The 20,352-nt window shown below is 56.4% G+C and carries 20 protein-coding genes and 1 pseudogene; 10 read left to right on the top strand and 11 right to left on the bottom strand.

The window, feature by feature from the left end; all coding sequences use genetic code 11:
• Nucleotides 1-178: 178 nt before the first annotated feature.
• Together FY206_RS15770 and FY206_RS15765 are read left to right on the top strand one after the other, a co-directional pair.
• Nucleotides 179-2,959: a flavocytochrome c gene (locus FY206_RS15770; RefSeq protein ID WP_032641465.1), complete on the top strand. Its 2,781-nt coding sequence runs from the start codon at nucleotides 179-181 to the stop codon at nucleotides 2,957-2,959.
• A 94-nt stretch (nucleotides 2,960-3,053) separates the two neighbouring features.
• Nucleotides 3,054-4,013, top strand: a complete 960-nt coding sequence (locus FY206_RS15765; RefSeq protein WP_032641463.1) for an FAD:protein FMN transferase — start codon at nucleotides 3,054-3,056, stop codon at nucleotides 4,011-4,013.
• Here FY206_RS15765 and dcuR read toward each other — a convergent pair.
• Nucleotides 3,994-4,713 carry a two-component system response regulator DcuR gene (gene dcuR / locus FY206_RS15760; protein ID WP_032641461.1) on the bottom strand — a complete coding sequence of 240 codons (720 nt, stop codon included), beginning with the start codon at nucleotides 4,711-4,713 and terminating at the stop codon, nucleotides 3,994-3,996. The two genes, FY206_RS15765 and dcuR, sit on opposite strands and share 20 nt — an antisense overlap.
• On the bottom strand, nucleotides 4,710-6,326 hold the full coding sequence (locus FY206_RS15755; RefSeq protein ID WP_032641460.1) for a sensor histidine kinase: 1,617 nt from the start codon (nucleotides 6,324-6,326) through the stop codon (nucleotides 4,710-4,712). Before FY206_RS15755 ends, dcuR begins: the two co-directional genes overlap by 4 nt.
• 163 nt (nucleotides 6,327-6,489) lie before the next feature.
• Here FY206_RS15755 and FY206_RS15750 point away from each other — a divergent pair, with 163 nt between their 5' ends.
• Nucleotides 6,490-7,353, top strand: a complete 864-nt coding sequence (locus tag FY206_RS15750; RefSeq protein ID WP_032641458.1) for an N-acetylmuramic acid 6-phosphate etherase — start codon at nucleotides 6,490-6,492, stop codon at nucleotides 7,351-7,353.
• Between the two features lie 58 nt (nucleotides 7,354-7,411).
• Here the strand turns inward: FY206_RS15750 and ompC are convergent, their stop codons facing one another.
• Nucleotides 7,412-8,575 (bottom strand): porin OmpC, encoded by a 1,164-nt coding sequence (gene ompC / locus FY206_RS15745; protein WP_077064131.1) that lies wholly within the window; start codon nucleotides 8,573-8,575, stop codon nucleotides 7,412-7,414.
• Nucleotides 8,576-8,859: 284 nt separating this feature from the next.
• Here ompC and FY206_RS15740 point away from each other — a divergent pair, with 284 nt between their 5' ends.
• From FY206_RS15740 to FY206_RS15730, 3 genes are all read left to right on the top strand, one after another.
• Nucleotides 8,860-9,561, top strand: a complete 702-nt coding sequence (locus FY206_RS15740; protein ID WP_032641454.1) for a phosphohydrolase — start codon at nucleotides 8,860-8,862, stop codon at nucleotides 9,559-9,561.
• Nucleotides 9,562-9,622: 61 nt separating this feature from the next.
• Nucleotides 9,623-11,038 carry a DNA cytosine methyltransferase gene (locus FY206_RS15735; protein WP_032641452.1) on the top strand — a complete coding sequence of 472 codons (1,416 nt, stop codon included), beginning with the start codon at nucleotides 9,623-9,625 and terminating at the stop codon, nucleotides 11,036-11,038.
• Nucleotides 11,019-11,510 (top strand): very short patch repair endonuclease, encoded by a 492-nt coding sequence (locus tag FY206_RS15730; RefSeq protein ID WP_032641450.1) that lies wholly within the window; start codon nucleotides 11,019-11,021, stop codon nucleotides 11,508-11,510. Before FY206_RS15735 ends, FY206_RS15730 begins: the two co-directional genes overlap by 20 nt.
• On the opposite strand, the gene yedA is transcribed toward FY206_RS15730, so the two are convergent.
• Entirely contained in the window at nucleotides 11,482-12,396 is a 915-nt protein-coding gene (gene yedA / locus FY206_RS15725; protein WP_032641448.1) for a drug/metabolite exporter YedA, read from the bottom strand. The genes FY206_RS15730 and yedA overlap by 29 nt on opposite strands.
• Before the next feature lie 169 nt (nucleotides 12,397-12,565).
• On the opposite strand from yedA, the gene FY206_RS15720 reads away from it, so the two are divergent.
• The 3 genes from FY206_RS15720 (at nucleotide 12,566) to dgcQ (ending at nucleotide 15,521) form a co-directional block, all read left to right on the top strand.
• Nucleotides 12,566-13,486, top strand: coding sequence for a DUF808 domain-containing protein (locus FY206_RS15720; protein WP_374206854.1), 921 nt, complete (start codon nucleotides 12,566-12,568; stop codon nucleotides 13,484-13,486).
• 78 nt (nucleotides 13,487-13,564) lie between these two features.
• Nucleotides 13,565-13,747: a YodC family protein gene (locus tag FY206_RS15715; protein WP_032641443.1), complete on the top strand. Its 183-nt coding sequence runs from the start codon at nucleotides 13,565-13,567 to the stop codon at nucleotides 13,745-13,747.
• Between the two features lie 73 nt (nucleotides 13,748-13,820).
• Entirely contained in the window at nucleotides 13,821-15,521 is a 1,701-nt protein-coding gene (gene dgcQ, locus FY206_RS15710; protein WP_032641442.1) for a cellulose biosynthesis regulator diguanylate cyclase DgcQ, read from the top strand.
• On the opposite strand, the gene FY206_RS15705 is transcribed toward dgcQ, so the two are convergent.
• A complete protein-coding gene (locus tag FY206_RS15705; RefSeq protein WP_032641440.1) occupies nucleotides 15,506-16,306 on the bottom strand; it encodes a mannosyl-3-phosphoglycerate phosphatase-related protein in 801 nt (266 codons plus the stop codon). The two genes, dgcQ and FY206_RS15705, sit on opposite strands and share 16 nt — an antisense overlap.
• 300 nt (nucleotides 16,307-16,606) lie before the next feature.
• Nucleotides 16,607-16,834, bottom strand: coding sequence for a YodD family peroxide/acid resistance protein (yodD, locus tag FY206_RS15700; RefSeq protein ID WP_032641438.1), 228 nt, complete (start codon nucleotides 16,832-16,834; stop codon nucleotides 16,607-16,609).
• Between the two features lie 128 nt (nucleotides 16,835-16,962).
• Here yodD and dsrB point away from each other — a divergent pair, with 128 nt between their 5' ends.
• Complete coding sequence (gene dsrB, locus FY206_RS15695; protein ID WP_008500312.1) at nucleotides 16,963-17,151, top strand: protein DsrB; 189 nt, start codon at nucleotides 16,963-16,965, stop codon at nucleotides 17,149-17,151.
• A 99-nt stretch (nucleotides 17,152-17,250) separates the two neighbouring features.
• Here dsrB and rcsA read toward each other — a convergent pair whose 3' ends face one another.
• The 5 genes and pseudogenes from rcsA to fliO form a co-directional block, all read right to left on the bottom strand.
• Nucleotides 17,251-17,874 carry a transcriptional regulator RcsA gene (gene rcsA, locus FY206_RS15690; protein ID WP_008500313.1) on the bottom strand — a complete coding sequence of 208 codons (624 nt, stop codon included), beginning with the start codon at nucleotides 17,872-17,874 and terminating at the stop codon, nucleotides 17,251-17,253.
• A gap of 286 nt (nucleotides 17,875-18,160) precedes the next feature.
• Nucleotides 18,161-18,953, bottom strand: a pseudogene (gene fliR, locus FY206_RS15685) (flagellar biosynthetic protein FliR); the annotation flags it as partial.
• Between the two features lie 7 nt (nucleotides 18,954-18,960).
• Entirely contained in the window at nucleotides 18,961-19,230 is a 270-nt protein-coding gene (gene fliQ / locus FY206_RS15680; RefSeq protein ID WP_008500315.1) for a flagellar biosynthesis protein FliQ, read from the bottom strand.
• Nucleotides 19,231-19,239: 9 nt separating this feature from the next.
• Nucleotides 19,240-19,977, bottom strand: a complete 738-nt coding sequence (gene fliP, locus FY206_RS15675; RefSeq protein ID WP_008500316.1) for a flagellar type III secretion system pore protein FliP — start codon at nucleotides 19,975-19,977, stop codon at nucleotides 19,240-19,242.
• Nucleotides 19,977-20,351 carry a flagellar biosynthetic protein FliO gene (fliO, locus tag FY206_RS15670; protein WP_032641435.1) on the bottom strand — a complete coding sequence of 125 codons (375 nt, stop codon included), beginning with the start codon at nucleotides 20,349-20,351 and terminating at the stop codon, nucleotides 19,977-19,979. Before fliO ends, fliP begins: the two co-directional genes overlap by 1 nt.
• Between the last annotated feature and the right edge of the window lies 1 nt (nucleotide 20,352).

The raw sequence follows: 20,352 nt of genomic DNA, 5'->3' as shown, positions 1-20,352 counted from the left end.
CGCTAACACCATTGTGTTATTTCTGTTATCTCAGGTATTAAATAGTTTTTTAACTAATGTAATGGCTTTAGAAACTAGAAAAATCATTATATTAATATCATGACATCGGCGAATAACGACGAAATAAAAAACTAATCCGATAACGAATTCTTAATTTTTAAAGTTTGGAGTTTCTATTATGAGCACTAACGAACGCATTCTTAGCCCCTTCACATTACCGAATGGCACTGAACTGAAAAACCGTTTGTTAATGGCCCCGATGACCACCTGTACCGGCTACTATGACGGTACCGTCACCAGCGAGCTGGTGGAGTACTACCGGGCCCGCTCCGGCAGCATCGGCACCATCATCGTGGAGTGCTGCTTCGTCGACGATCTCGGTCTCGCCTTCCCGGGCGCCATCGGTATTGATAATGACGAGAAGATAGCCGGGCTGGCGAAAATTGCAGAGGCCATTAAGTCCAAAGGATCCAAGGCGCTGCTGCAGATTTATCACGGCGGCCGCATGGTCGACCCGAAACTGATCGGGGGTCGTACCCCGGTTGGCCCAAGTGCCGTAGCCGCACCGCGTGAAGGTGCCGCAACGCCGGCTGCGCTGAGCGCTGAAGAAGTCGAAGGCATGATCGGCAAGTTTGGTGAGGCCGTGCGCCGCGCTATTCAGGCCGGTTTCGACGGCGTGGAAATCCACGGGGCGAACACCTACCTGATTCAGCAGTTCTATTCACCGAACTCAAACCAGCGCGACGACGAGTGGGGCGGCAGCCGCGATAACCGCGCGAAGTTCCCGCTGGCGGTGCTGGACATCACCCACAAAATGGTGCGCCAGTACGCGGACGACGCCTTCATCATTGGTTACCGTTTCTCCCCTGAAGAGCTGGAAGTCCCGGGCATCCGTTTTGAAGACACCATGTACCTGCTGGAGAAACTGGCCGCGCGCGGCGTGGATTATCTGCACTTCTCCGTCGGCGCGACCCTGCGTCCTTCCATTGTCGATACCCAGGACCCGACCCCGCTTATCGAAAAATACTGCGCGATGCGTTCTGAAACGCTGGCGCAGGTTCCGGTCATGGGCGTGGGCGGCGTGGTGAATGCTGCAGACGTGAATGACGCGCTGGACCACGGCTACGACCTGATTGCCGTTGGCCGCGCCACTATCGCCTATCCGGACTGGACAGACCGCATCGCGGCCGGCGAAAGCCTGGAGCTGTTTATGGACAGCACCCAGCGCGAAGCGCTGAGCATCCCGGAACCGCTGTGGCGCTTCTCGCTGGTAGAAGCGATGATCCGCGACATGAGCATGGGCGAGTCCAAATTCAAGCCCGGCACCTTCGTTGAGAAAGTGCAGGACGACGCCAACGAGCTGGTGATTAACGTCAGCCTGGAAACCGACCGCATCGCGGACATCGCGCTGGCCTCCGGCCCGAGCGAAGACGTTGAGTTTGTGACCAGCTTTGAAGAGATCCGTACCCGCATTCTGGACGCCAATACCCCGCACGTGGACGCCATTACCGGCGCAACCAGCCAGAGTGAAGCGGTGAAAAAAGCGGTCTCTAAAGCGATGCTGAAATCCAGCAAGGCGCTGGCGGCGGAAGAGGGCGTTGACCCGAACGAAACCCGCAGCGTGGACGTGGTCGTTGTTGGCAGCGGCGGTGCCGGTCTGGCGGCGGCGATTCAGGCTCACGACGAAGGCGCGAGCGTGCTGATCGTCGAGAAAATGCCGACCATCGGCGGGAACACCATTAAAGCCTCTGCCGGGATGAACGCCGCTGAAACCCGCTTCCAGCGCGTGAAGGGCATCCAGGACAGCAAAGAGCTGTTCTACCAGGAAAGCCTGAAGGGCGGCGGCAACAAGAACAACCCGGAACTGCTGCGTCGCTTTGTCGAGAACGCGCCGGAAGCGATTGAGTGGCTGGCAACGCGCGGCATTATGCTGAACGACATCACCACCACCGGCGGGATGAGCATTGACCGTACCCACCGTCCAAAAGACGGTTCTGCGGTGGGCGGCTACCTGATTAGCGGCCTGGTGCGTAACGTCAACAAACGCAACATTGAGGTGATGCTGGATACCTCCGTTAGCGACATCGTTTTCGAAAACGGCGAAGTGACCGGCGTGCGTCTGACCACCGAAGAGAATGAAACCGTCATCGTGGCAACCAAAAGCGTGATTGTCGCCACCGGCGGCTTCAGCGCCAACAGCCAGATGGTGGTGAAATACCGTCCGGATCTGGAAGGCTTCGTGACCACCAACCATAAAGGGGCCACCGGCGGCGGCATCGCGCTGCTGGAGCGCATCGGGGCGGGCACCGTGGATATGGGCGAAATCCAAATTCACCCCACCGTGGAGCAGAAAACCTCGTACCTGATTTCCGAATCCATCCGCGGCGGCGGGGCGATTCTGGTCAATCAGAAAGGGGAACGCTTCTACAACGAAATGTCGACCCGCGATAAGGTCTCGGCGGCAATCATCGCCCTGCCGGAGAAATACGCTTATATCGTCTTCGACGAGCACGTACGCGCCAAAAACAAAGCCGCGGATGAGTATATCGCCAAAGGCTTCGTGACCAGCGCCAGCTCGCCAAAAGCCCTGGCGGAAGCGCTGGGCATGGATCACCACGCCTTCCTGGCCACGCTGGAACGCTACAACGGCTTTGTCGAAAAACAGCACGACGATGATTTTGGCCGCACCACCGCGCTGCGTGCGCCCATCAATGAAGGGCCGTTCTACGCCATTCAGATTGCGCCGGGCGTGCATCACACCATGGGCGGCGTGACCATCAACACCGAGACCTGCGTGCTGGACAGCAGCCACAACGTGCTGCCGGGCGCGTTTGCGGCCGGGGAAGTGGTCGGCGGGATCCACGGCGGTAACCGTATCGGCGGTAACGCGGTGGCAGACATCATTATTTTTGGTACCCTTGCCGGACATCAGGCGGCGATGCGCGCAAAAATGGCATAAAGCACCTGTGCTGTAGGCCGGATAAACGCAACGTTATCCGGCGATTTCCCCGGCGGCGCGGTGCCTGCCGGGGCTACATCTGAGGAAACGTGCCATGTCCGATAACCGTGTTTACAGCTACTCCGCCGTTCTGATGGGCTCGCCCATCCTCCTGAAACTCTTCTCCCACGACGAAGCCCTCGCGTCCCGCGTGTTTCGACTCATCAAACAGTATGAAGATCTGCTCACCGTCAACCGCGCCCATTCGCAGGTGATGGACATCAACCATGCGGCTGGGCAACATCCGGTTATCGTCAGCCGAGCGGTGTTCGAGCTGATCCGCTGCGCAAAAGCGGCAAGCCTGCTCAAGGACAGCGCCTTTAACCTGGCGATTGGTCCGCTGGTGAAGCGCTGGAAAATTGGCTTTCAGGGCGACAGCGTACCGCCCGCAGACGAAATCACGGCGCTGCTGGCGATAACCCGTCCTGAAGATGTCATTCTTGACGAGGCGCAGAGCAGCGTGTTTCTGACCCGAGCAGGGATGGAGATCGATCTGGGGGCCATCGCCAAAGGCTATATCGCTGACCGGGTGCGGGATTATCTTCACAAAGAGGGCTCCGGGCGGGGGCTGATCAACCTCGGCGGAAACGTTCAGACGTTAGGCTCGCCGGAAGGGGGCTGGAGCGTGGGGCTGAAAAAACCGTTCGCCGGTGAGGCGCTGATTGGCGCAATGACGGTGGAAAACCGCTCCGTGGTAACGTCGGGCACGTATGAGCGTTTCTTTGAGCAAAACGGCAGGCGCTACCACCATATTCTCGACCCGCGTACCGGGTATCCGCTGGACAACGAGCTGGACAGCGTGACCATCATTTCAAAAGATTCCATCGACGGCGATATCTGGACCACGCTGATGTACGGCATGGGCGTGGAGAAGGGCTGCGCGGTGCTGCGTTCCCGCCCCGATATCGAAGCCATTTTTGTGACCAAAAACAAAGAAGTGGCGATCTCTTCGATGCGCCACTTCCGCTTTACGCTGCTGGATAATACCTACCGCGTTACTGACAGTACTGCTTGAGCAACGCCGTTTGTTCCGGCTGGAGGCGATAGCGATACACCGGGCGGCCGGTGGCGCCGTAGTGGATGCTGGTGAAGAGAATGTTGATTTGCGCCAGCCAGATCAGGTACTTGCGACAGGACACGCGGGAGATATTGACCGCGTTTGCCAGGTCATCGGTAGAAAACTCCATCTCCGGATGAGCGTCAATCCACTGGCAAATCGTGCGCAGCGTTTGCGGCGTTAGCCCCTTCGGCAGCTTTTTACTGTCCGCCAGTTCCGGCGCCCCGCCGTGGATCAGCCGGTCGACGTCGGCCTGCTCGTAATACTGATGCGAACCCATCAGATGGTGCTTTGCCTTCCAGCCGTTCAGCGCCTCTTCAAAGCGCGGGAACTGGAACGGTTTAATCAGATAATCCACCACGCCGTAATGGATGGAGGTCTGGATCGTGGCGGCGTCGGCAGCCGACGAGATCATAATCACATCGATCGGGCGGCCGGAGGCGCGGATAACCGGCAGCAGATCCAGCCCGTTATCCTGCTGCATATAGACGTCCAGCAGCACCAGATCGACCGGCTGGCCGGGGTTATTAATGATGGCCTCGGCCTGGCTGAGCGTGGAGGCGACGCCGCAGCAGCTAAAGCCTTCAACCCGGTTGACGTACAGACGGTTGAGGTCGGCTACCATGGCGTCATCATCGACAATTAATACATTTATCACGCGATATTCCTCTCGCTATCCCAGGGGATGTGAACAAAAAATTGGGTAAACACGCCAGGCTCAGACTCGACGGTGATATCGCCGCCAAGGTTCTGAATTTGCTGGCGAGCAAGGAACAGCCCAACGCCGCGGTTTTCACCTTTTGTTGAGAAGCCCTTTGTAAAAATAGCCTCCAGCTGAGTGGGATCGATGCCGGGGCCATCGTCGCTGACCTCGCAGCTGAGCCAGCCGTTCTGATAATGCAGCAGCAGGCCGATCTCACCTTCCTGCTGTCCTTCCATCGCGTCGAGCGCGTTTTCAATGAGGTTACCCAGCGCGGTAATCAGTACCGCGACTTGTTCTTCACTGGCGGTATCCGGTATCTGGCATTCATCCGCCAGCGTCAGGGTGACGCCCGCTTCTTTCGCCCGATTGATTTTACCCAGCAGGAAGCCGGCGATAACCGGGGATTTAACCTTGCTCTGTATTGTACCGATATCCGTCTGGTAATGATGCGCCGTCTGGAGGATGTACTCCTCCAGCTTGTCGTAACGCTTGATGTGCAGCAGGCCCAGGATCACATGCAGCTTGTTCATAAACTCGTGCGTATGGGTCCGCAGGGCGTCAACGTAGTTCACCATGCCGTCAATACGCTGCATCAGCTGGCTGATTTCCGTTTTATCGCGGAAGGTAGTGATAGCGCCGATCACCCGATCCTGACTTTTCACGGGCACCATATTGCACAGCAGCAGGCGCCCGTTGCAGCTGATCTCCTGATCCTTTCGCGCGACGCCCGTCTTTGAGACGTCACGCAGGCTGGCCAGCAGGGGCGCGCTGGCGTTTTCGGTCTGCTTGCCGGAGGGGAGAAGCAATATTTCTCTGGCCGTCTGGTTGATCATCGTCACGCGCCCGTGAATATCGACGGCCAGCACCCCCTCGCGCAGCGACTGCAGCATCGCCTGGCGCTGTTCAAACAGGGCGGAAATTTCGTACGGTTCAAGGCCAAACAGGATGCGCTTCAGTACCCGCACCAGGCCCCAAATCGCCATGGAGCTCATAAAGATGCTGAATAAAATGGTCCACAGCGCATTAAGCCGCCCGCGGGCAATCTGGTCTTCCACCTTTTTAAGGGAGATACCGACCACCACCACACCAATCTGGTCGTGCTGGCCGTCATAGACGGGGGTGAAGACGCGAAGCGCTTCAGCGAGGGCGCCGCGGTTGACGGAGACGTTCTCTTTACCCTCCAGCGCGGGTTCGAGGTCGTTGCCAATAAAGTGCAGGCCGATAAGCGCTTCGTTCGGGTGCGAGTAGCGAATCCCCCGCATGTCGGTGACCACGGTGAGCAGCAGATCGTTGCGCTGGGTGACGGCTCTGGCGATGGGCTGAATGATGTCCGCCTGCGGGGGCTGCATCAAACCTCGCTTGATTTCGGGGCTGTCGGCCAGCGTGCGGGCGATACCCAGCGCCGTATCTTTCACGTCATCGCGGGTCGCCCGGGTGATTTGAACGGAGTAGAGCGCAAAGACCACCAGCAGCACAGAGGCAATAATCGCGCACACCATCAACGTGACCAGCGTGTTCAGCTTCATGGGGCGCTTGCGCGTCGGAAGGAAAGGCTGCAAATCGCTCATCAATACTCCGCGATAGTAAGAAAGGGGTAATTATCGCCGATGACGCGCTTTTCTTAAAGCCATGTAAAGGCGTGGATTGGGGCCGCTTTTCGTGACCCTCCTCGCAGGTCATCTATATAAAACACTTTATAGTGTGTGGGTACTCATAATAAGGAGGCTGTTTATGAGCATTACGCTTACCGGTTCGGTCAAGGAAAGACGGCACGCCAGCACGATGAATATTGATAGATTGTCCACGCTGGACATGCTGAAAGTCATTCACCAGGATTATGCACTTATTTCTGCTGCCATCGCCCCCTGTTTATCTGATCTCGCCCGCGTGGTGGACAACGCCGCCGCGACGCTCGGCCACGGCGGTCGCCTGGTCATCGTCGGCGCGGGCCCGTCGGGGCGAGTCGTGCAACAGGTTGTCGATGACTATGCGCCGGGCAAAACCCCCGTCATTGCCGTTACGGCCCAGGAAGGGGAACGGAGCTACGAGCGCGGCGTTGCCGATCTGCAGGCCATCAGGTTTGGTGAACACGATATGATGCTGGCGGTCACGGTCAGCGGAAAAACGCCGTGGGTCTGGGGAGCCATGCGCCATGCGTGGTCGCTGGGTTCACCGGTCGCCATTGTTACCGGTGATGCGCAAAGTGAAGCCGCGCAGCTGGCAAGCATGGTTATCGCTCCCGAGCTGGGTCCCGATGTGGTCGCAGGCTATATCAACACCAAAGCGGGGATTGCGCAAAAAATGATCCTCTCGACGATCGCCACCGGACTGGCCGTCCGAACGGGGCGCGTATACAGCAACCTGCGGGTGGATCTTGAGGCAAGCAGTACCAAATGGGCTGAACGCCAAATCGCTATTGTGATGGAGGCAGGGGGATGCTCCCGGGCGCAGGCAAAGGCCGCGCTGGAGAGCTGTAACCATCACTGTAAAACGGCGGTATTGATGGTGCTGACGGGGCTGGACGCGTGGAAGGCGCATGAGCTGCTGGCGCAGAATAACGGGTTTATTCGCGTGGCGCTGCAGGAGGCGCCGTAAATTCGGATCTTATAAATGAAAAAAAGCCCGCAAGTGCGGGCTTTAGTATTTTTGGGGATTAGAACTGGTAGGTCATGCCTACGCCAACGATGTCATCGGTAGAGATACCGTACGCATCATACAGCGCTTCATCGTTGTCCAGCATGTTGATTTTGTAATCAACATAGGTGGAGAAGTTTTTGTTGAAGCTGTAGGTCATGCCGAGGTCAATGTAGTTAACCAGATCCTGGTTGAAGCCCTGGCCGTCCAGGTCTTTACCTTTTGAGTAAACCCATGCCAGGGAAGGACGCAGACCGAAGTCGAACTGGTACTGTGCAACCGCTTCGAAGTTTTGAGTCTGGTTGGCGATACCAAAGTTGCCAATTGGCGTCATGTTGCGGGTTTCCGCATACATCATGGCCAGGTAAACGCTGTTTGCGTTGTATTTCGCGCCAACGGTCCAGGCTTCAGCTTTCTCGCCACTGGCAAAACCGATACTTTCCGCGGCTTTACCGTAAGCAACCTGCTCGTTAGTACGGTCAGAAGAAGAGTATGCCGCACCCAGGCTCAGGCCGGACAGGTCGCCAGAGAAGTCATAGGAGGTGGACATGCCGAAGCCGTCACCGTTCTGGAAGCGTACGTCTTTATGACCGTTTTTAGTGCCTTCCTGAACATTAATAATATTGCCGTTTTGATCTTCATGCGGGCCACCTTCGTTCGCACCCTGATACTGCAGCGCGAAATTCAGACCTTCAACCAGACCGAAGAAGTCCTGGTTACGGTAGGTTGCCAGACCGTTAGCACGGCCGTTCATGAAGTTATCGGTCCAGGTGTAAGAATCACCGCCGAATACGGGCAGCATATCGGTCCAGGCTTCTACGTCGTACACGACGCCGTAATTACGACCATAGTCAAATGAACCGTATTCGCCATATTTCAGGCCAGCATATGCCAGACGGTTAAAGGATTTGTCGCCCGCATTTTCGGTATCGTTAGCGTAGGTTTTATATTCCCACTGGCCGTACCCGGTCAGGTCGTTAGCGATCTGGGTTTCGCCTTTGAAACCAAGCTGTACATAGGTTTCGTCGCCGTCATCGCCAGCGTTGTCAGAGAAGGTGTGACGCGCGTCAACTTTACCGTACAGGTCAACCTTGTTGCCGTTTTTGTTGTACATCTCAGCCGCATTTGCTGCGCCTGCCATTAATAATGCGGGTACCAGAATTGCCAGAACTTTTCTTTTCATTATATATTCCCTTTAAAGATAATTTATATGAATATATGTAATCACCCTCCGTAACTACAGGGTCGATACTATTCCAGGAGATGGCGTTTAGTTTCAAAAATAAATGTAATTAAATTCTTTGAAATATTGCAAAATATTTCTATTAATCTCTTTATTTTTCTGATGAATCAATACTTTGAATTCATGTGATTTAATTATTATTAAGTATTTCTCAATTCTATTTTTATATTTGTTTGATTTGGCTGTGTTATAATTCACGCTCTTTTAAAGAGCAGGATATGACGATGGAACTTGCCGGGTGGCAGCACATTTTTGAGCGCTGGCTAGAGGAACACCACAGCGCCGACGATACCGCACATGATATTTCGCATTTTCGTCGGGTCTGGATGTCGGCGCAAAAAATCATGGTCCACCAGACGGTGGAGCCGCTGGTGATCCTCACCGCCTGCTATTTCCACGATATTGTCAGCCTGCCGAAAAACCATCCCGAACGCAGCCAGTCATCACGGCTCGCTGCTCGCAAGACGAGCGATATTCTGCGCCGCGACTTCCCGGACTTTCCTCCAGAGCATATTGCCGCCGTCGCGCATGCGATTGAAGCGCACAGCTTCAGCGCCGGGATTGCGCCGCAGAGCATGGAAGCCAAAATTGTGCAGGACGCCGATCGGCTGGAAGCGTTAGGCGCTATCGGTCTGGCGCGCGTCTTTGCCGTCTCAGGCGGGCTGGGCGTGCCGCTTTTTGATGCCAACGATCCCTTCGCCGATGCGCGTCCCCTCGACGACCGGGCGTTTGCCCTCGACCATTTTCAGACCAAGCTGCTGCGATTGCCTGATACAATGCAAACGGAAATGGGCCGCGAGCTGGCGCGTCATAATGCCGATTTCCTGATCCACTTTATGGCGAAACTCAGCGCCGAATTACGCGGTGACTGCATTGGCCTGGATAGCCAGGTGGTGAACCGCTTCCGTCGCAGTTTGCACAATTGAACTGTGGTAATCTGTTTCCAGTCTTTATTCTCCGGTTAAAAGAATGCAGGAAAATCGATCAGTGACAGAGCCCGCGCCCGAGCAGGCTGAGAAATCAACGGCAACGGTGCAGGCGTTGCTGCGCCAGCTGTTGGATATCTATGATGCTAAAACGCTGGCCAATCTGCTGGTGGCGCACGGCGAGAGCCACTGGAGCCCGGCGATCCTTAAACGTCTGCTGACCAGCGAACGCGCGGGGCGTCGCCTGAGCGAAGGCGAGTTTCGCTATCTGCAAAACCTGCTTCCGCGTCCTTCTGCCGCGCACCCGAACTATGCTTTCCGCTTTATCGATCTGTTTGCCGGAATCGGCGGCATCCGACACGGTTTTGAAGCCATCGGCGGACAGTGCGTGTTCACCAGCGAGTGGAACAAACACGCCGTGCGTACCTACAAGGCTAACTGGTACTGCGACCCGCACGAGCACCATTTCAACGCGGATATCCGCGACGTGACCCTGAGCCATAAAAGCGGCGTGAGCGATGAACAGGCCGCCGAGCACATTCGTCAGACGATCCCGGCGCATGACGTTCTGCTGGCGGGCTTTCCGTGTCAGCCCTTCTCGCTGGCCGGCGTCTCCAAAAAGAATGCCCTCGGACGCGCCCACGGCTTCGCCTGCGATACCCAGGGAACGCTGTTTTTTGACGTGGCGCGCATTATCGATGCCTGCCGCCCGGCCATCTTCGTGCTGGAAAACGTTAAGAATTTAAAGAGCCACGACGGCGGGAAAACCTTCCGCATTATCATGCAAACGCTGGATGAGCTGGGCTATGACGTGGCCGATTCGCAGGACATGGGCGCGGATGACCCCAAAATCATTGATGGGAAACATTTCCTGCCCCAGCATCGCGAACGTATCGTGCTGGTGGGGTTCCGCCGCGATCTCAATCTTAAGGGCGATTTCACCCTGCGGGATATTCCGGCGTTATATCCCGCGCGCCGTCCCACCGTGGCTGACCTGCTGGAGCCGGCGGTCGACGCGAAATTTATCCTTACGCCGATCCTGTGGAAATACCTTTACCGCTATGCCAAGAAGCATCAGGCGAAGGGCAACGGCTTCGGTTTTGGTATGGTCAACCCGAACGATCCGCACAGCGTCACCCGCACGCTCTCCGCGCGCTACTACAAGGACGGCGCGGAAATCCTGATCGACAGAGGCTGGGACAAGGCGCTGGGCGAAAAAGATTTCGACGACCCGCACAACCAGCGTCACCGTCCGCGACGCTTAACGCCGCGGGAATGCGCCCGGCTGATGGGCTTTGAGACCCCGCAGGGTTACCGCTTCCGCATTCCTGTATCGGACACCCAGGCGTACCGCCAGTTTGGCAACTCGGTGGTGGTTCCCGCGTTCGCGGCCGTGGCAAAGCTGCTGGCCTCGCGCATCAGACAGGCGGCGGCGCTCCGTCAGGGTAAGGCCGTCAATGACGGACGTTCACGATAAGGCGACGCGCAGCAAAAACATGCGGGCCATCGGCACGCGTGACACCGCCATCGAAAAGCGCCTGGCCGGGCTGCTGACGCTGGCGGGGTTTGACTTCCGCGTGCAGGATGCCGCCCTGGCGGGTCGCCCGGATTTCGTCATCGACGCCTGGCAGTGCATCATCTTTACCCACGGCTGTTTCTGGCACCATCACGACTGCTACCTGTTTAAAGTCCCCGCGACGCGCACCGATTTCTGGCTGGATAAGATTGGCAAGAACGTCGAGCGCGACAGGCGGGATCTTTCGATGCTTATTGCGCACGGCTGGCGGGTGCTGATTGTCTGGGAGTGTGCGCTGAGAGGCCGCTTAAAGCTGAACGATACCGATCTGCGAGAACGGCTGGAAGAGTGGATCTGCGGCGGCGGCCAGACCGCGCAGATCGACACGCAGGGGATCCACCTGCTTACGGTTTCTCCGCCCCGCAAGGCGTAACCACCGGTTTGGCAGGCAGCAAATATTTGCCCAGGGTAACCAGCACGACGGCAAAGACGATGATCCCTAAAGCAATCCACTCCACGGGAGAGAGCGTTTCTCCCCCCAGTCCCGTCCCGAGCAGCACGGCCACAACCGGGTTAACGTAGGCATAGCTGGTGGCGACGGCCGGGGAGACGTTGCGGATCAGGAACATATAGGCGTTAATGGCAATCAGGGAGCCAAACAGCGCCAGGTAGCCTACCGCCAGGAAGCCCGACACCGGCGGCAGGGCAGTCAGCTTCTCTCCCGTCAGCGCGGAGGCCAGCAGCAGCACAATCCCGGCGGCGAGCATCTCAATCGCACCGGCCATCATGCCGGTCGGCAGTTCAATACGCGAACCGTAGACGGAACCAAACGCCCAGCTCATGGAGCCTATCAGGATAATCACCGCGCCCCACGGATTCCCGCTCAGGTTGCCCCCGCTGTTGAGCAGAATAATGCCGGCCAGGCCAATGCCTATCCCCAGCCACTCCAGCTTGCGGGTGCGAATACCGAAAAGGCGGCTAAAGCACAGGGTAAACAGCGGTACGGTGGCTACGACCACGGCGGCGATCCCGGACGGGACGTTCTGGTGCTCGGCAATCGTCACAAACCCATTTCCTACCGCCAGCAGCAGCAGGCCGATCAGGGCGGCATTGAGCAGCGGCCGCAGCGGGGGAAGCTTATGCCCGCGCAGCAGCAGGAACGCCAGCAGCAGCACGCCCGCAGAGAGAAAGCGAATACCCGCCATCATCAGCGGCGGCCAGCTCTCCACGCCGATGCGAATGACAAAATAGGTTGAGCCCCAGATGATATACAGCGAAAAGAGTGCCCCGATGAGCGGTAGCAGTTGCCGGAAACGCATAATCCCTCACGACGAAATAAAAAGGTCGCTGATAGTAAACGCGAAAACTATCGCGCTGGCGAGCCCTTTAATTGTATGGCTGATGTGAATTTTTTGTTGACGTAAGGTGGGTGTTTCCGGGTTTGCGCTTTTGCTCCATACTATTCACTTAATTACCAAAAAACAAAGGATGACCATTTTGGCAGGAAGTAGCTTATTAACATTGCTGGACGATATTGCCACCTTACTGGACGACATTTCAGTGATGGGGAAGCTGGCGGCGAAGAAAACCGCTGGCGTGCTGGGAGATGATTTATCGCTTAACGCCCAGCAGGTGAGTGGGGTAAGAGCAAACCGGGAGCTGCCGGTGGTGTGGGGCGTGGCGAAAGGCTCCTTCCTGAACAAGGTGATTCTGGTGCCGCTGGCGCTGCTGATCAGCGCGTTTATTCCCTGGGCCATCACGCCGCTGTTGATGATCGGCGGGGCGTTTCTCTGCTTTGAGGGCGTCGAGAAGGTTCTGCACTCCTTTAGCGCGCGCAAGCAGAGCGATACGCCTGAGGTGCGCCAGCAGCGTCTTGAGGCGCTGGCCGCGCAGGATCCAAAAACCTTCGAGCGCGATAAGGTCAAAGGCGCCATTCGGACCGACTTTATCCTGTCGGCGGAAATTGTCGCCATTACGCTGGGCATTGTCTCCGACGCGCCGCTCCTCAATCAGGTGCTGATCCTCTCCGGCATCGCCATTCTGGTCACGGTAGGCGTCTACGGCCTGGTGGGGCTGATCGTGAAGCTGGACGATATCGGCTACTGGCTGGAAGAAAAGTCGAGCGCGGTGGCGAGAGGTATCGGCAAAAGCCTGCTGGTGCTGGCCCCGTGGCTGATGAAGAGTTTGTCGGTGGTGGGCACGCTGGCGATGTTCCTCGTGGGCGGCGGGATCGTGGTTCACGGCATTGCGCCGCTGCACCATGCTATCGAACATTTCGCCTCCGCGCAGGGGGCCGTTATTGCGGCGATCCTGCCCACGCTGCTGAATCTGGTGCTGGGCTTTATCATTGGCGCTATCGTGGTCGCGGCGGTGAAGCTGGTTGAAAAACTGCGCGGCACCTCGCACTAATTGTTATCCGTTATGGGATGCAAAAAGACCATTCCTCGTCTAAATTGAAACAGTTTCACCCTGATACAGGAGGCAGGTATGGTCTTTTTGGTCAGTGATGAAGTTAAGCCTAAGAAGGGCGGCCCACGTATGATTGTCACCGGCTATTCCAGCGGAATGGTGGAATGTCGGTGGCACGATGGCTACAGCATCAAGCGGGAAGCATTTCGTGAAGATGAGCTTCAGCCGGGAGAGGGGCAGCGCAAGCGGGACAAGGCTTAATCACATAACGCCCGGCTTTGCCGGGCGTTTTTATCTCACGTACCGGGCGTAGGGCAGTTATCAGGGAGTGTGTGTGCAGCACGATACCTTTGTTGTAAGACAATCTTTTTTGCAATGGCTGCATAAGCGTAGCAATCCGGGCTTGATTGTTAATCTCTGCTTTCTGTTCGTTCTGGTCTTTTCCACGCTCCTGACCTGGCGCGAGGTGGTGGTGCTCGAAGAGGCGTACATCTCGAGCCAGCGCAACCATCTGGATACGGTGGCGAGTTCGCTGGACAGGGAGCTGCAGAACAGCGTTGACAGGATGCTGTTCTTCCGTCAGGGCATGGGGGATGCGATCCAGACCCCGCTGGCCTTTGACGTCTTAAAGGATGCGGTGTCACGCTTTAATACCGTCCGTATGCTCCCCACCTGGCAGCTTGCCGTTGATAAAAAACGTACCCTTCCCATCAACGGGGTGTCGGATGCGTTCGTTGAAAAAACCACGCTTCTCAATCGTGACGCCGAGCGCATCGGCCATGAAATTTCTGCCGCCCTGGAAGTGGGATACCTGCTCAGGCTGGCGTCGTCGAGAGCGCAAACGGAAGCGCGGGTGATCTACGTCTCCCGCGCCGGTTTTTTCATTTCCACCGATACGCCGGACCAGGCGGGTGATATCACCGCCCGCTATTACAACCTGGTGACCCAGTCCTGGTTTACCCAGCAGTCCGAGCGTAACAATCGCGCGCGCGCGGTGCGCTGGTTTATCTCTACGCCTTCATCCTGGACCCGTGACGAACGCACGATCACCGCCAGCGTGCCTATATATTTCGATCGCTACTGGTATGGCGTTGTGGCGATGGACTTTACATTGAGCACGATGCAGCAGCTGCTGGCAGAGGCGACGGAAGACCGAACGGAGGGGGAGTATCAGCTGTACGATACCCGGCTCAATGTGATTGCCACGTCTGCCCACGCGGGAAGCCCGGTTAACCACTTTGACGAACGCGAAACGGCACAGATTGCCCAGGCGATTGAGCACGCGACCGGCGGCGGGATCCGCCTCGGAAGCCGCTTTATTAGCTGGGAGCGGCTCGATCACTTCGATGGCGTCGTCCTGCGGATCCACACCCTGCACGAAGGGGTGCAGGACGACTTCGGCAGCATCAGCATCGTGCTGGCGCTGCTGTGGGCGCTCTTTACCGCCATGCTGTTGATCTCGTGGCTGGTTATCCGTCGGATGGTGAGTAACATGTATACGCTTCAGTATTCGCTTCAGTGGCAGGCCTGGCATGACCCGCTTACCCGGCTGAATAATCGCGGCGCGCTGTTCGATCGCGCCAAAATCCTGGCGGAAACCTGTCGTCAGCAGTCGCTGCCCGTCTCGGTAATTCAGCTCGATCTCGATCACTTTAAAAACGTCAACGACCGTTTCGGCCACCAGGCTGGAGATAAGGTGCTCTCCCACACCGCGGGGCTGATTGCGAGCGCGTTACGCAAAAATGATGTAGCAGGCCGCGTCGGCGGGGAGGAGTTTTGCGTCGTCCTGCCGGGGATCGGTCTGGAGGAGGCGAGGGGGGTTGCGGACCGCATTCGCTGCCGGATCAACAGTAAAGAGATCCTGGTGAAGAAAAGCACAACCCTGCGCATCAGCGCGTCGCTGGGCGTGAGCAGCGCGGATGAGGCGGGTCTCTACGATTTTGAACAGCTGCAGTCCATTGCGGACACCCGGCTCTATCAGGCCAAACAGCGCGGGCGTAACCGGGTCGTCTGGCGGGATCAGGACAGGAAGTGATCCAGCCCCTCCTGCCAGCCCGCGGGCCCAGGCTGCCGGGTGTGATAAACCCGCTCGGGGTTATCGTCCCGTAGCGTGATCCCCTGGCGGTTGATGCCCTTGATGACCACCGCGAAGTCGACGCTGTCGAGCAGCGGCGCATCGTTCGGGCCGTCGCCGAGCCCCAGCGTGGTGGGGTCGATCTCTTCCTGCTCGCGGTACTGGGCAATCAGCCAGTTCACCGCCACGTCCTTGCCGCAGCGGGCGTCGAGAATATGCCAGAAGCGCGCCCCCTGCAGACATTTCAGGCCGATGCGCGCCAGCTCCTCTTCAAACTGAACCATTTTCTCGTCGGTATCGCGCCAGATAAGCGTGACGGATGCCTCGTGCCTGCGGGCCAGCGCCGCACGGTAGCGCGTTAGCCCGGTCCACTCGCTGATGACGCGGTCATCCACGTCGTCAAAGGTGGTGAACTTAGCGCCCGTCTGCAGGCGAATATGCTCGATTCGCGGGCGAATATCCCGATGCGCCGTCCCGCGTATCTGACGCTGGACCTTTTCCCAGCGCACGTCGGGCTGAATCACCGCGCCGTTTTCGGCAATAAAGGGTAAGCCTTCTAGCCCCAGATCCTGCTGAATATCCAGCATCTCTGCCGCAGTCTTGCTGCTGCACAGAATGACCGGAACCTGGCTTTCCAGAAGCCTGTCGAGCCAGGGCATGGCGGGTTGCCAGTCATAGGTATGAATATCCAGCAACGAGCCATCCAGGTCAGAAAAAATCAGCAAGTTATCCCGAAGTGAAGGCATAGCGACTCCTGGTGAGGGGGCTTCACCATCTAGGAAAATTCTTAAAAACTGACCGAATGCGCCGCTGGAGAAATGGGAACAATTCCAGGCAAGCCCGCATTCGGCGCGTGTTATTGCGCATAGTAGAAAGCATAATGTTAAAAATATTATATTCATCGTAAGAATATATGCTTGTCAGACAAATTCGTTGGAGATAGTGTGGCATGTACATCAGATTTCCTGGTGTAACGAATTTTCAAGTGCTTCTTGCATAAGCAAGTTTTGATCCCGGTCATCCCCATGACCGGGATTTTTTTCGCCCTACCGATTGGCTTCCGACACGCTAAAGTCGTGAATATCAAGCTCGAAGGCCTCGGCCAGCTCGCGGTAGGTGTGATAATCCCTGCCGTTGACGATGACGCGGTCCGAATTATCGTCCGTCCGGCGGACTTCTGACTCGCTGATCTCATTGATGGCGGCCAGCAGGGCATCGACATCCACCTCGACTTCTCGCTTGATGGTATCGCTGTACGCTTTATCGGTCTTCATTAGGGGTTCCTCATTCAGCCGGGTCCAACGATAAGTATAGACTGTAGATAAAAACGCCATTCACGCCGGGCGGCGATGTGCGTTTTTGCGTTTTGTTCTACACTGGCTCAAAACCAGAGGAGGAATGTATGAAGGTCAACGATCGGGTAACGGTTAAAACGGACGGTGGGCCGCGCCGCCCGGGTGTGGTATTGGCAATTGAAGAGTTTAGCGAAGGCACAATGTACCTGGTATCGCTGGAAGACTACCCGCTCGGCATCTGGTTTTTTAACGAACTGGGGCATCCGGACGGCATTTTTGTTGAGAAAGCAGACTAGCACGGCGTCGGGTAGCACAGCGCGCCCGACAGCCTTACAGACGCAAAAATCTCTGGCCAGGCCAGAGATCAAAGGTAGGGTGCACAGGGTTTTAAGCGACTAACGCATGTTGACGAAAATCCCGTTCGTCACATTATCGGTCAGGCGTACCACATGGTAGATCACTTGCTTATTATGCGTTTTAATTTTCCGTTTAATATTTCCTTTGTGTGACGAAACGGTTTTCGCTTTAATATTCATCTGGTCCGAGATCTGAATAGTTCCTTGTCCCGCCATCCACATTCGCAGCATACTTGATTCAGTCCTGCTTAATGATAAGGTGGGTAAGTTAACCGCTCCTACATTTTTTACTTCTTTATTCAAATAATCACCCAAAATGTCATCCAGCGACTCGGGTTTAATCGATTTAGAACTGATCAATAAATTTTTACGGACCAACAAATACTCATCGAAATGGATATTCGCGATCGCCATAAAAACAATAAACAGGGTTTTTGGATGCTGATTAATGATTTGCTTAATGTGCTGACTGTTGGCTGGATCGTGAATGAAACAGTCCTCATTAATAAACACCACGCCTGGTTTTAGTTCGTCACAAGCGGCTGCGAGTTCGTCAACGGTGTGCGCATCGTTGATGTCTCTCTTTCTTACCCCTCTGCTTGCCAGGTACCCGGTTAACCCTAGCCGGGTGTAGCTGCATAAATCCATAATGATCGTTGACATGGCATACCCTCACTCAATGCGTAACGATAATTCACCATCTGCCTGAGAGCTCAAAACAGCCATACGGGATGGAAAAAATAATAAACCTGTGAGCATGACAAAGACTTTCAGGAGGACTCACTATCCCGTAAAGTTACGTATAATTTGCCAGGAATCTTCTTAAAGTAAAGTAAATATTAAGTATTGTGAGGTGGTTAGAAACAATTAAACCGCGTCAGATATATCCTGGAAGATGTTTTTCGCGTTTTATTTTAGGAATATCCTCAGAAAGACAATAGCAACAGTGCGGGTTATTATTTACGTGGCAGTTCGCTAACAATTTCCGCTAACAGGTTGAATATCTCGCCGAATAAATGTTCACAGAAGGGAGCGATAAGTGGCATCAGTAATGACATTAATAAAATGCCGACCGTTAAGGTGAGCGGAAAACCAATGACAAACACCGAGAGCTGTGGCGCCATACGGTTGAGTAAACCTAACGCCAGGTTGACCGTCAGCAGCAGGGTGATGATCGGCAGCGCCAGCATCAGCCCGTTCAGGAAAACCAGCCCCGCCGCGCGGGTGAGCGCCAGGAAGGCGTTGCTGTTCACCGGATTATCGCCAATCGGCAGCGTATGGAACGTATCCACCAGCATGGAGATAAGCCACAGATGACCGTTGAAGGAGAGGAACAGCAGCATGGCGAGCAGGTCGATAATGCGCGCGATCACGGGCATGTTGAGATGACTGCCGGGATCGACAAACGTGGCGAACGATAGCCCCATCTGCAGGCCGATCAGTTCCCCTGCGGTACGCACCGCGGCAAAGGCAAGCTGCATGGTAAAGCCGACGGCGACGCCAATCATTATCTGCTGCAAGGCCACCCACACCGCGTTCACCGAGAAGATCGGAATATCCACGGGGGGCAGTGAGGGCGCGACGATAATGGAGATGATAATGCCCAGCCCCACCTTGACGCGCTTGGGGATCGATTTCTCGCTGAGGATCGGGGCGGTAGAAATCAGCGCCATGATGCGCAGCATCGGCCAGAAATAGACGCCGAGCCACTGAACCCACTGGTCGCTGGTGAAGTGCAGCATCGTCAGATCAGCCGATGATGTACGGCAGGTTGGTAAACAGGTTGCGCATGTAGTCCAGCAACAGGTTCAGCATCCACGGCCCGGCCACGATAATCGCCACGAACACGGCGATGATTTTCGGAATAAATGACAGCGTCATTTCGTTAATCTGCGTGGCGGCCTGCAGGATGCTGATAATCAGACCGGTAACCAGCGCGACAAGCAGCAGCGGCGCGGCAACGGCAATCGCGATTTTCATCGCTTCCGTGCCCATCATCATGACCGATTCGGGTGTCATTGCCGTTCCTTAACTGTAGAAACTTTGCGCCAGCGAGCTGACCAGCAGCTGCCAGCCGTCGACCAGCACAAAGAGCATGATCTTAAAGGGCAGGGCAATGGTTGCGGGCGGCACCATCATCATCCCGAGCGCCATCAGGACGCTGGCGATCACCAGGTCGATAATCAGGAACGGAATAAAGATGGTAAAGCCAATCTGGAACGCGGTTTTCAGCTCGCTGGTGACATAGGCCGGCAGAAGAATACGCATCGGCACCGCTTCCGGCCCCTGCAGTTCGCCGGTATTGGACAGGCGGGCAAACAGCGCCAGATCCGCCTCGCGCGTCTGGCGCAGCATAAATTCGCGCAGCGGCTGCGCGCCTTTATCCAGCGCCTCCTGCATGGAGATTTTGTCTTCGCTGAACGGCTGGTAGGCGTCGGTGTAAATCTTATCGATCACCGGCGACATAATGAAAAAGGTTAAAAACAGCGCCAGCCCCAGCAGAACCTGGTTTGGCGGGGCGGAAGGGGTGCCGAGCGCGTTTCGCAGCAGACCAAAGACGATGATGATGCGGGTGAAGCTGGTCATCATCAGCAGGATGGCCGGAATAAACGTCAGGGAGGTGATGAACACCAGCGTCTGCACCGGCAGCGACCAGCTTTGTCCGCCGCCCGCGAGAGGGGTGGAGACCAGACCGGGCAGCTGTGCATAAACCGCGGGAGCAAACAGGCCAACGCCCGCAAGCGTCAGGGATAACAAACGGCGCATCAGGATCTCCCGGAACGCTTAAGCAAACTCTTCATGACGGACTGAAAATCCGCGGGGGCGTCTGCGCGCTCGTCCACCACGGCAGGGGCGGGCGGCAGCTTATGTAAGACGCTGATGTTTGAGGCCGTCACGCCAAGGACCAGACGCGCGTCATCCACCTCGACGATGACCACGCGTTCGCGCGGCCCCAGCGTGGTGCTGGCGCTCACCTTCAGGCCGCGGGCACCGGCGGTTTTACCCGCCAGGCCAAAGCGCTTCGCCAGCCAGGCGGCGATAAGAATAAAGGCAATAATACCGAACAATGCCCCGCTCACCTGGAGCAGAGGCGAGCCGGGAACGGCAGAAGGTTGCGATAGTGTTGCCTGGGTTTTCATG

Origin of the sequence: Enterobacter chengduensis, assembly GCF_001984825.2 — a bacterium.
GTDB classification, from domain to species: Bacteria; Pseudomonadota; Gammaproteobacteria; order Enterobacterales; family Enterobacteriaceae; genus Enterobacter; species Enterobacter chengduensis.
Note: the sequence above shows the minus strand (reverse complement) of the source record. Positions and strands in the feature narration are given on the sequence as shown.

Bases quoted from the DNA above. Each gene is read 5' to 3' on its own strand.
- FY206_RS15770 (WP_032641465.1), top strand. From the start codon at position 179: ATGAGCACTAACGAACGCATTCTTAGCCCCTTCACATTACCGAATGGC.
- FY206_RS15765 (WP_032641463.1), top strand. From the start codon at position 3,054: ATGTCCGATAACCGTGTTTACAGCTACTCCGCCGTTCTGATGGGCTCG.
- FY206_RS15755 (WP_032641460.1), bottom strand. From the start codon at position 6,326: ATGAGCGATTTGCAGCCTTTCCTTCCGACGCGCAAGCGCCCCATGAAG.
- FY206_RS15750 (WP_032641458.1), top strand. From the start codon at position 6,490: ATGAGCATTACGCTTACCGGTTCGGTCAAGGAAAGACGGCACGCCAGC.
- ompC (WP_077064131.1), bottom strand. From the start codon at position 8,575: ATGAAAAGAAAAGTTCTGGCAATTCTGGTACCCGCATTATTAATGGCA.
- FY206_RS15740 (WP_032641454.1), top strand. From the start codon at position 8,860: ATGGAACTTGCCGGGTGGCAGCACATTTTTGAGCGCTGGCTAGAGGAA.
- FY206_RS15730 (WP_032641450.1), top strand. From the start codon at position 11,019: ATGACGGACGTTCACGATAAGGCGACGCGCAGCAAAAACATGCGGGCC.
- yedA (WP_032641448.1), bottom strand. From the start codon at position 12,396: ATGCGTTTCCGGCAACTGCTACCGCTCATCGGGGCACTCTTTTCGCTG.
- FY206_RS15720 (WP_374206854.1), top strand. From the start codon at position 12,566: ATGACCATTTTGGCAGGAAGTAGCTTATTAACATTGCTGGACGATATT.
- FY206_RS15715 (WP_032641443.1), top strand. From the start codon at position 13,565: ATGGTCTTTTTGGTCAGTGATGAAGTTAAGCCTAAGAAGGGCGGCCCA.
- FY206_RS15705 (WP_032641440.1), bottom strand. From the start codon at position 16,306: ATGCCTTCACTTCGGGATAACTTGCTGATTTTTTCTGACCTGGATGGC.
- yodD (WP_032641438.1), bottom strand. From the start codon at position 16,834: ATGAAGACCGATAAAGCGTACAGCGATACCATCAAGCGAGAAGTCGAG.
- dsrB (WP_008500312.1), top strand. From the start codon at position 16,963: ATGAAGGTCAACGATCGGGTAACGGTTAAAACGGACGGTGGGCCGCGC.
- rcsA (WP_008500313.1), bottom strand. From the start codon at position 17,874: ATGTCAACGATCATTATGGATTTATGCAGCTACACCCGGCTAGGGTTA.
- fliQ (WP_008500315.1), bottom strand. From the start codon at position 19,230: ATGACACCCGAATCGGTCATGATGATGGGCACGGAAGCGATGAAAATC.
- fliP (WP_008500316.1), bottom strand. From the start codon at position 19,977: ATGCGCCGTTTGTTATCCCTGACGCTTGCGGGCGTTGGCCTGTTTGCT.
- fliO (WP_032641435.1), bottom strand. From the start codon at position 20,351: ATGAAAACCCAGGCAACACTATCGCAACCTTCTGCCGTTCCCGGCTCG.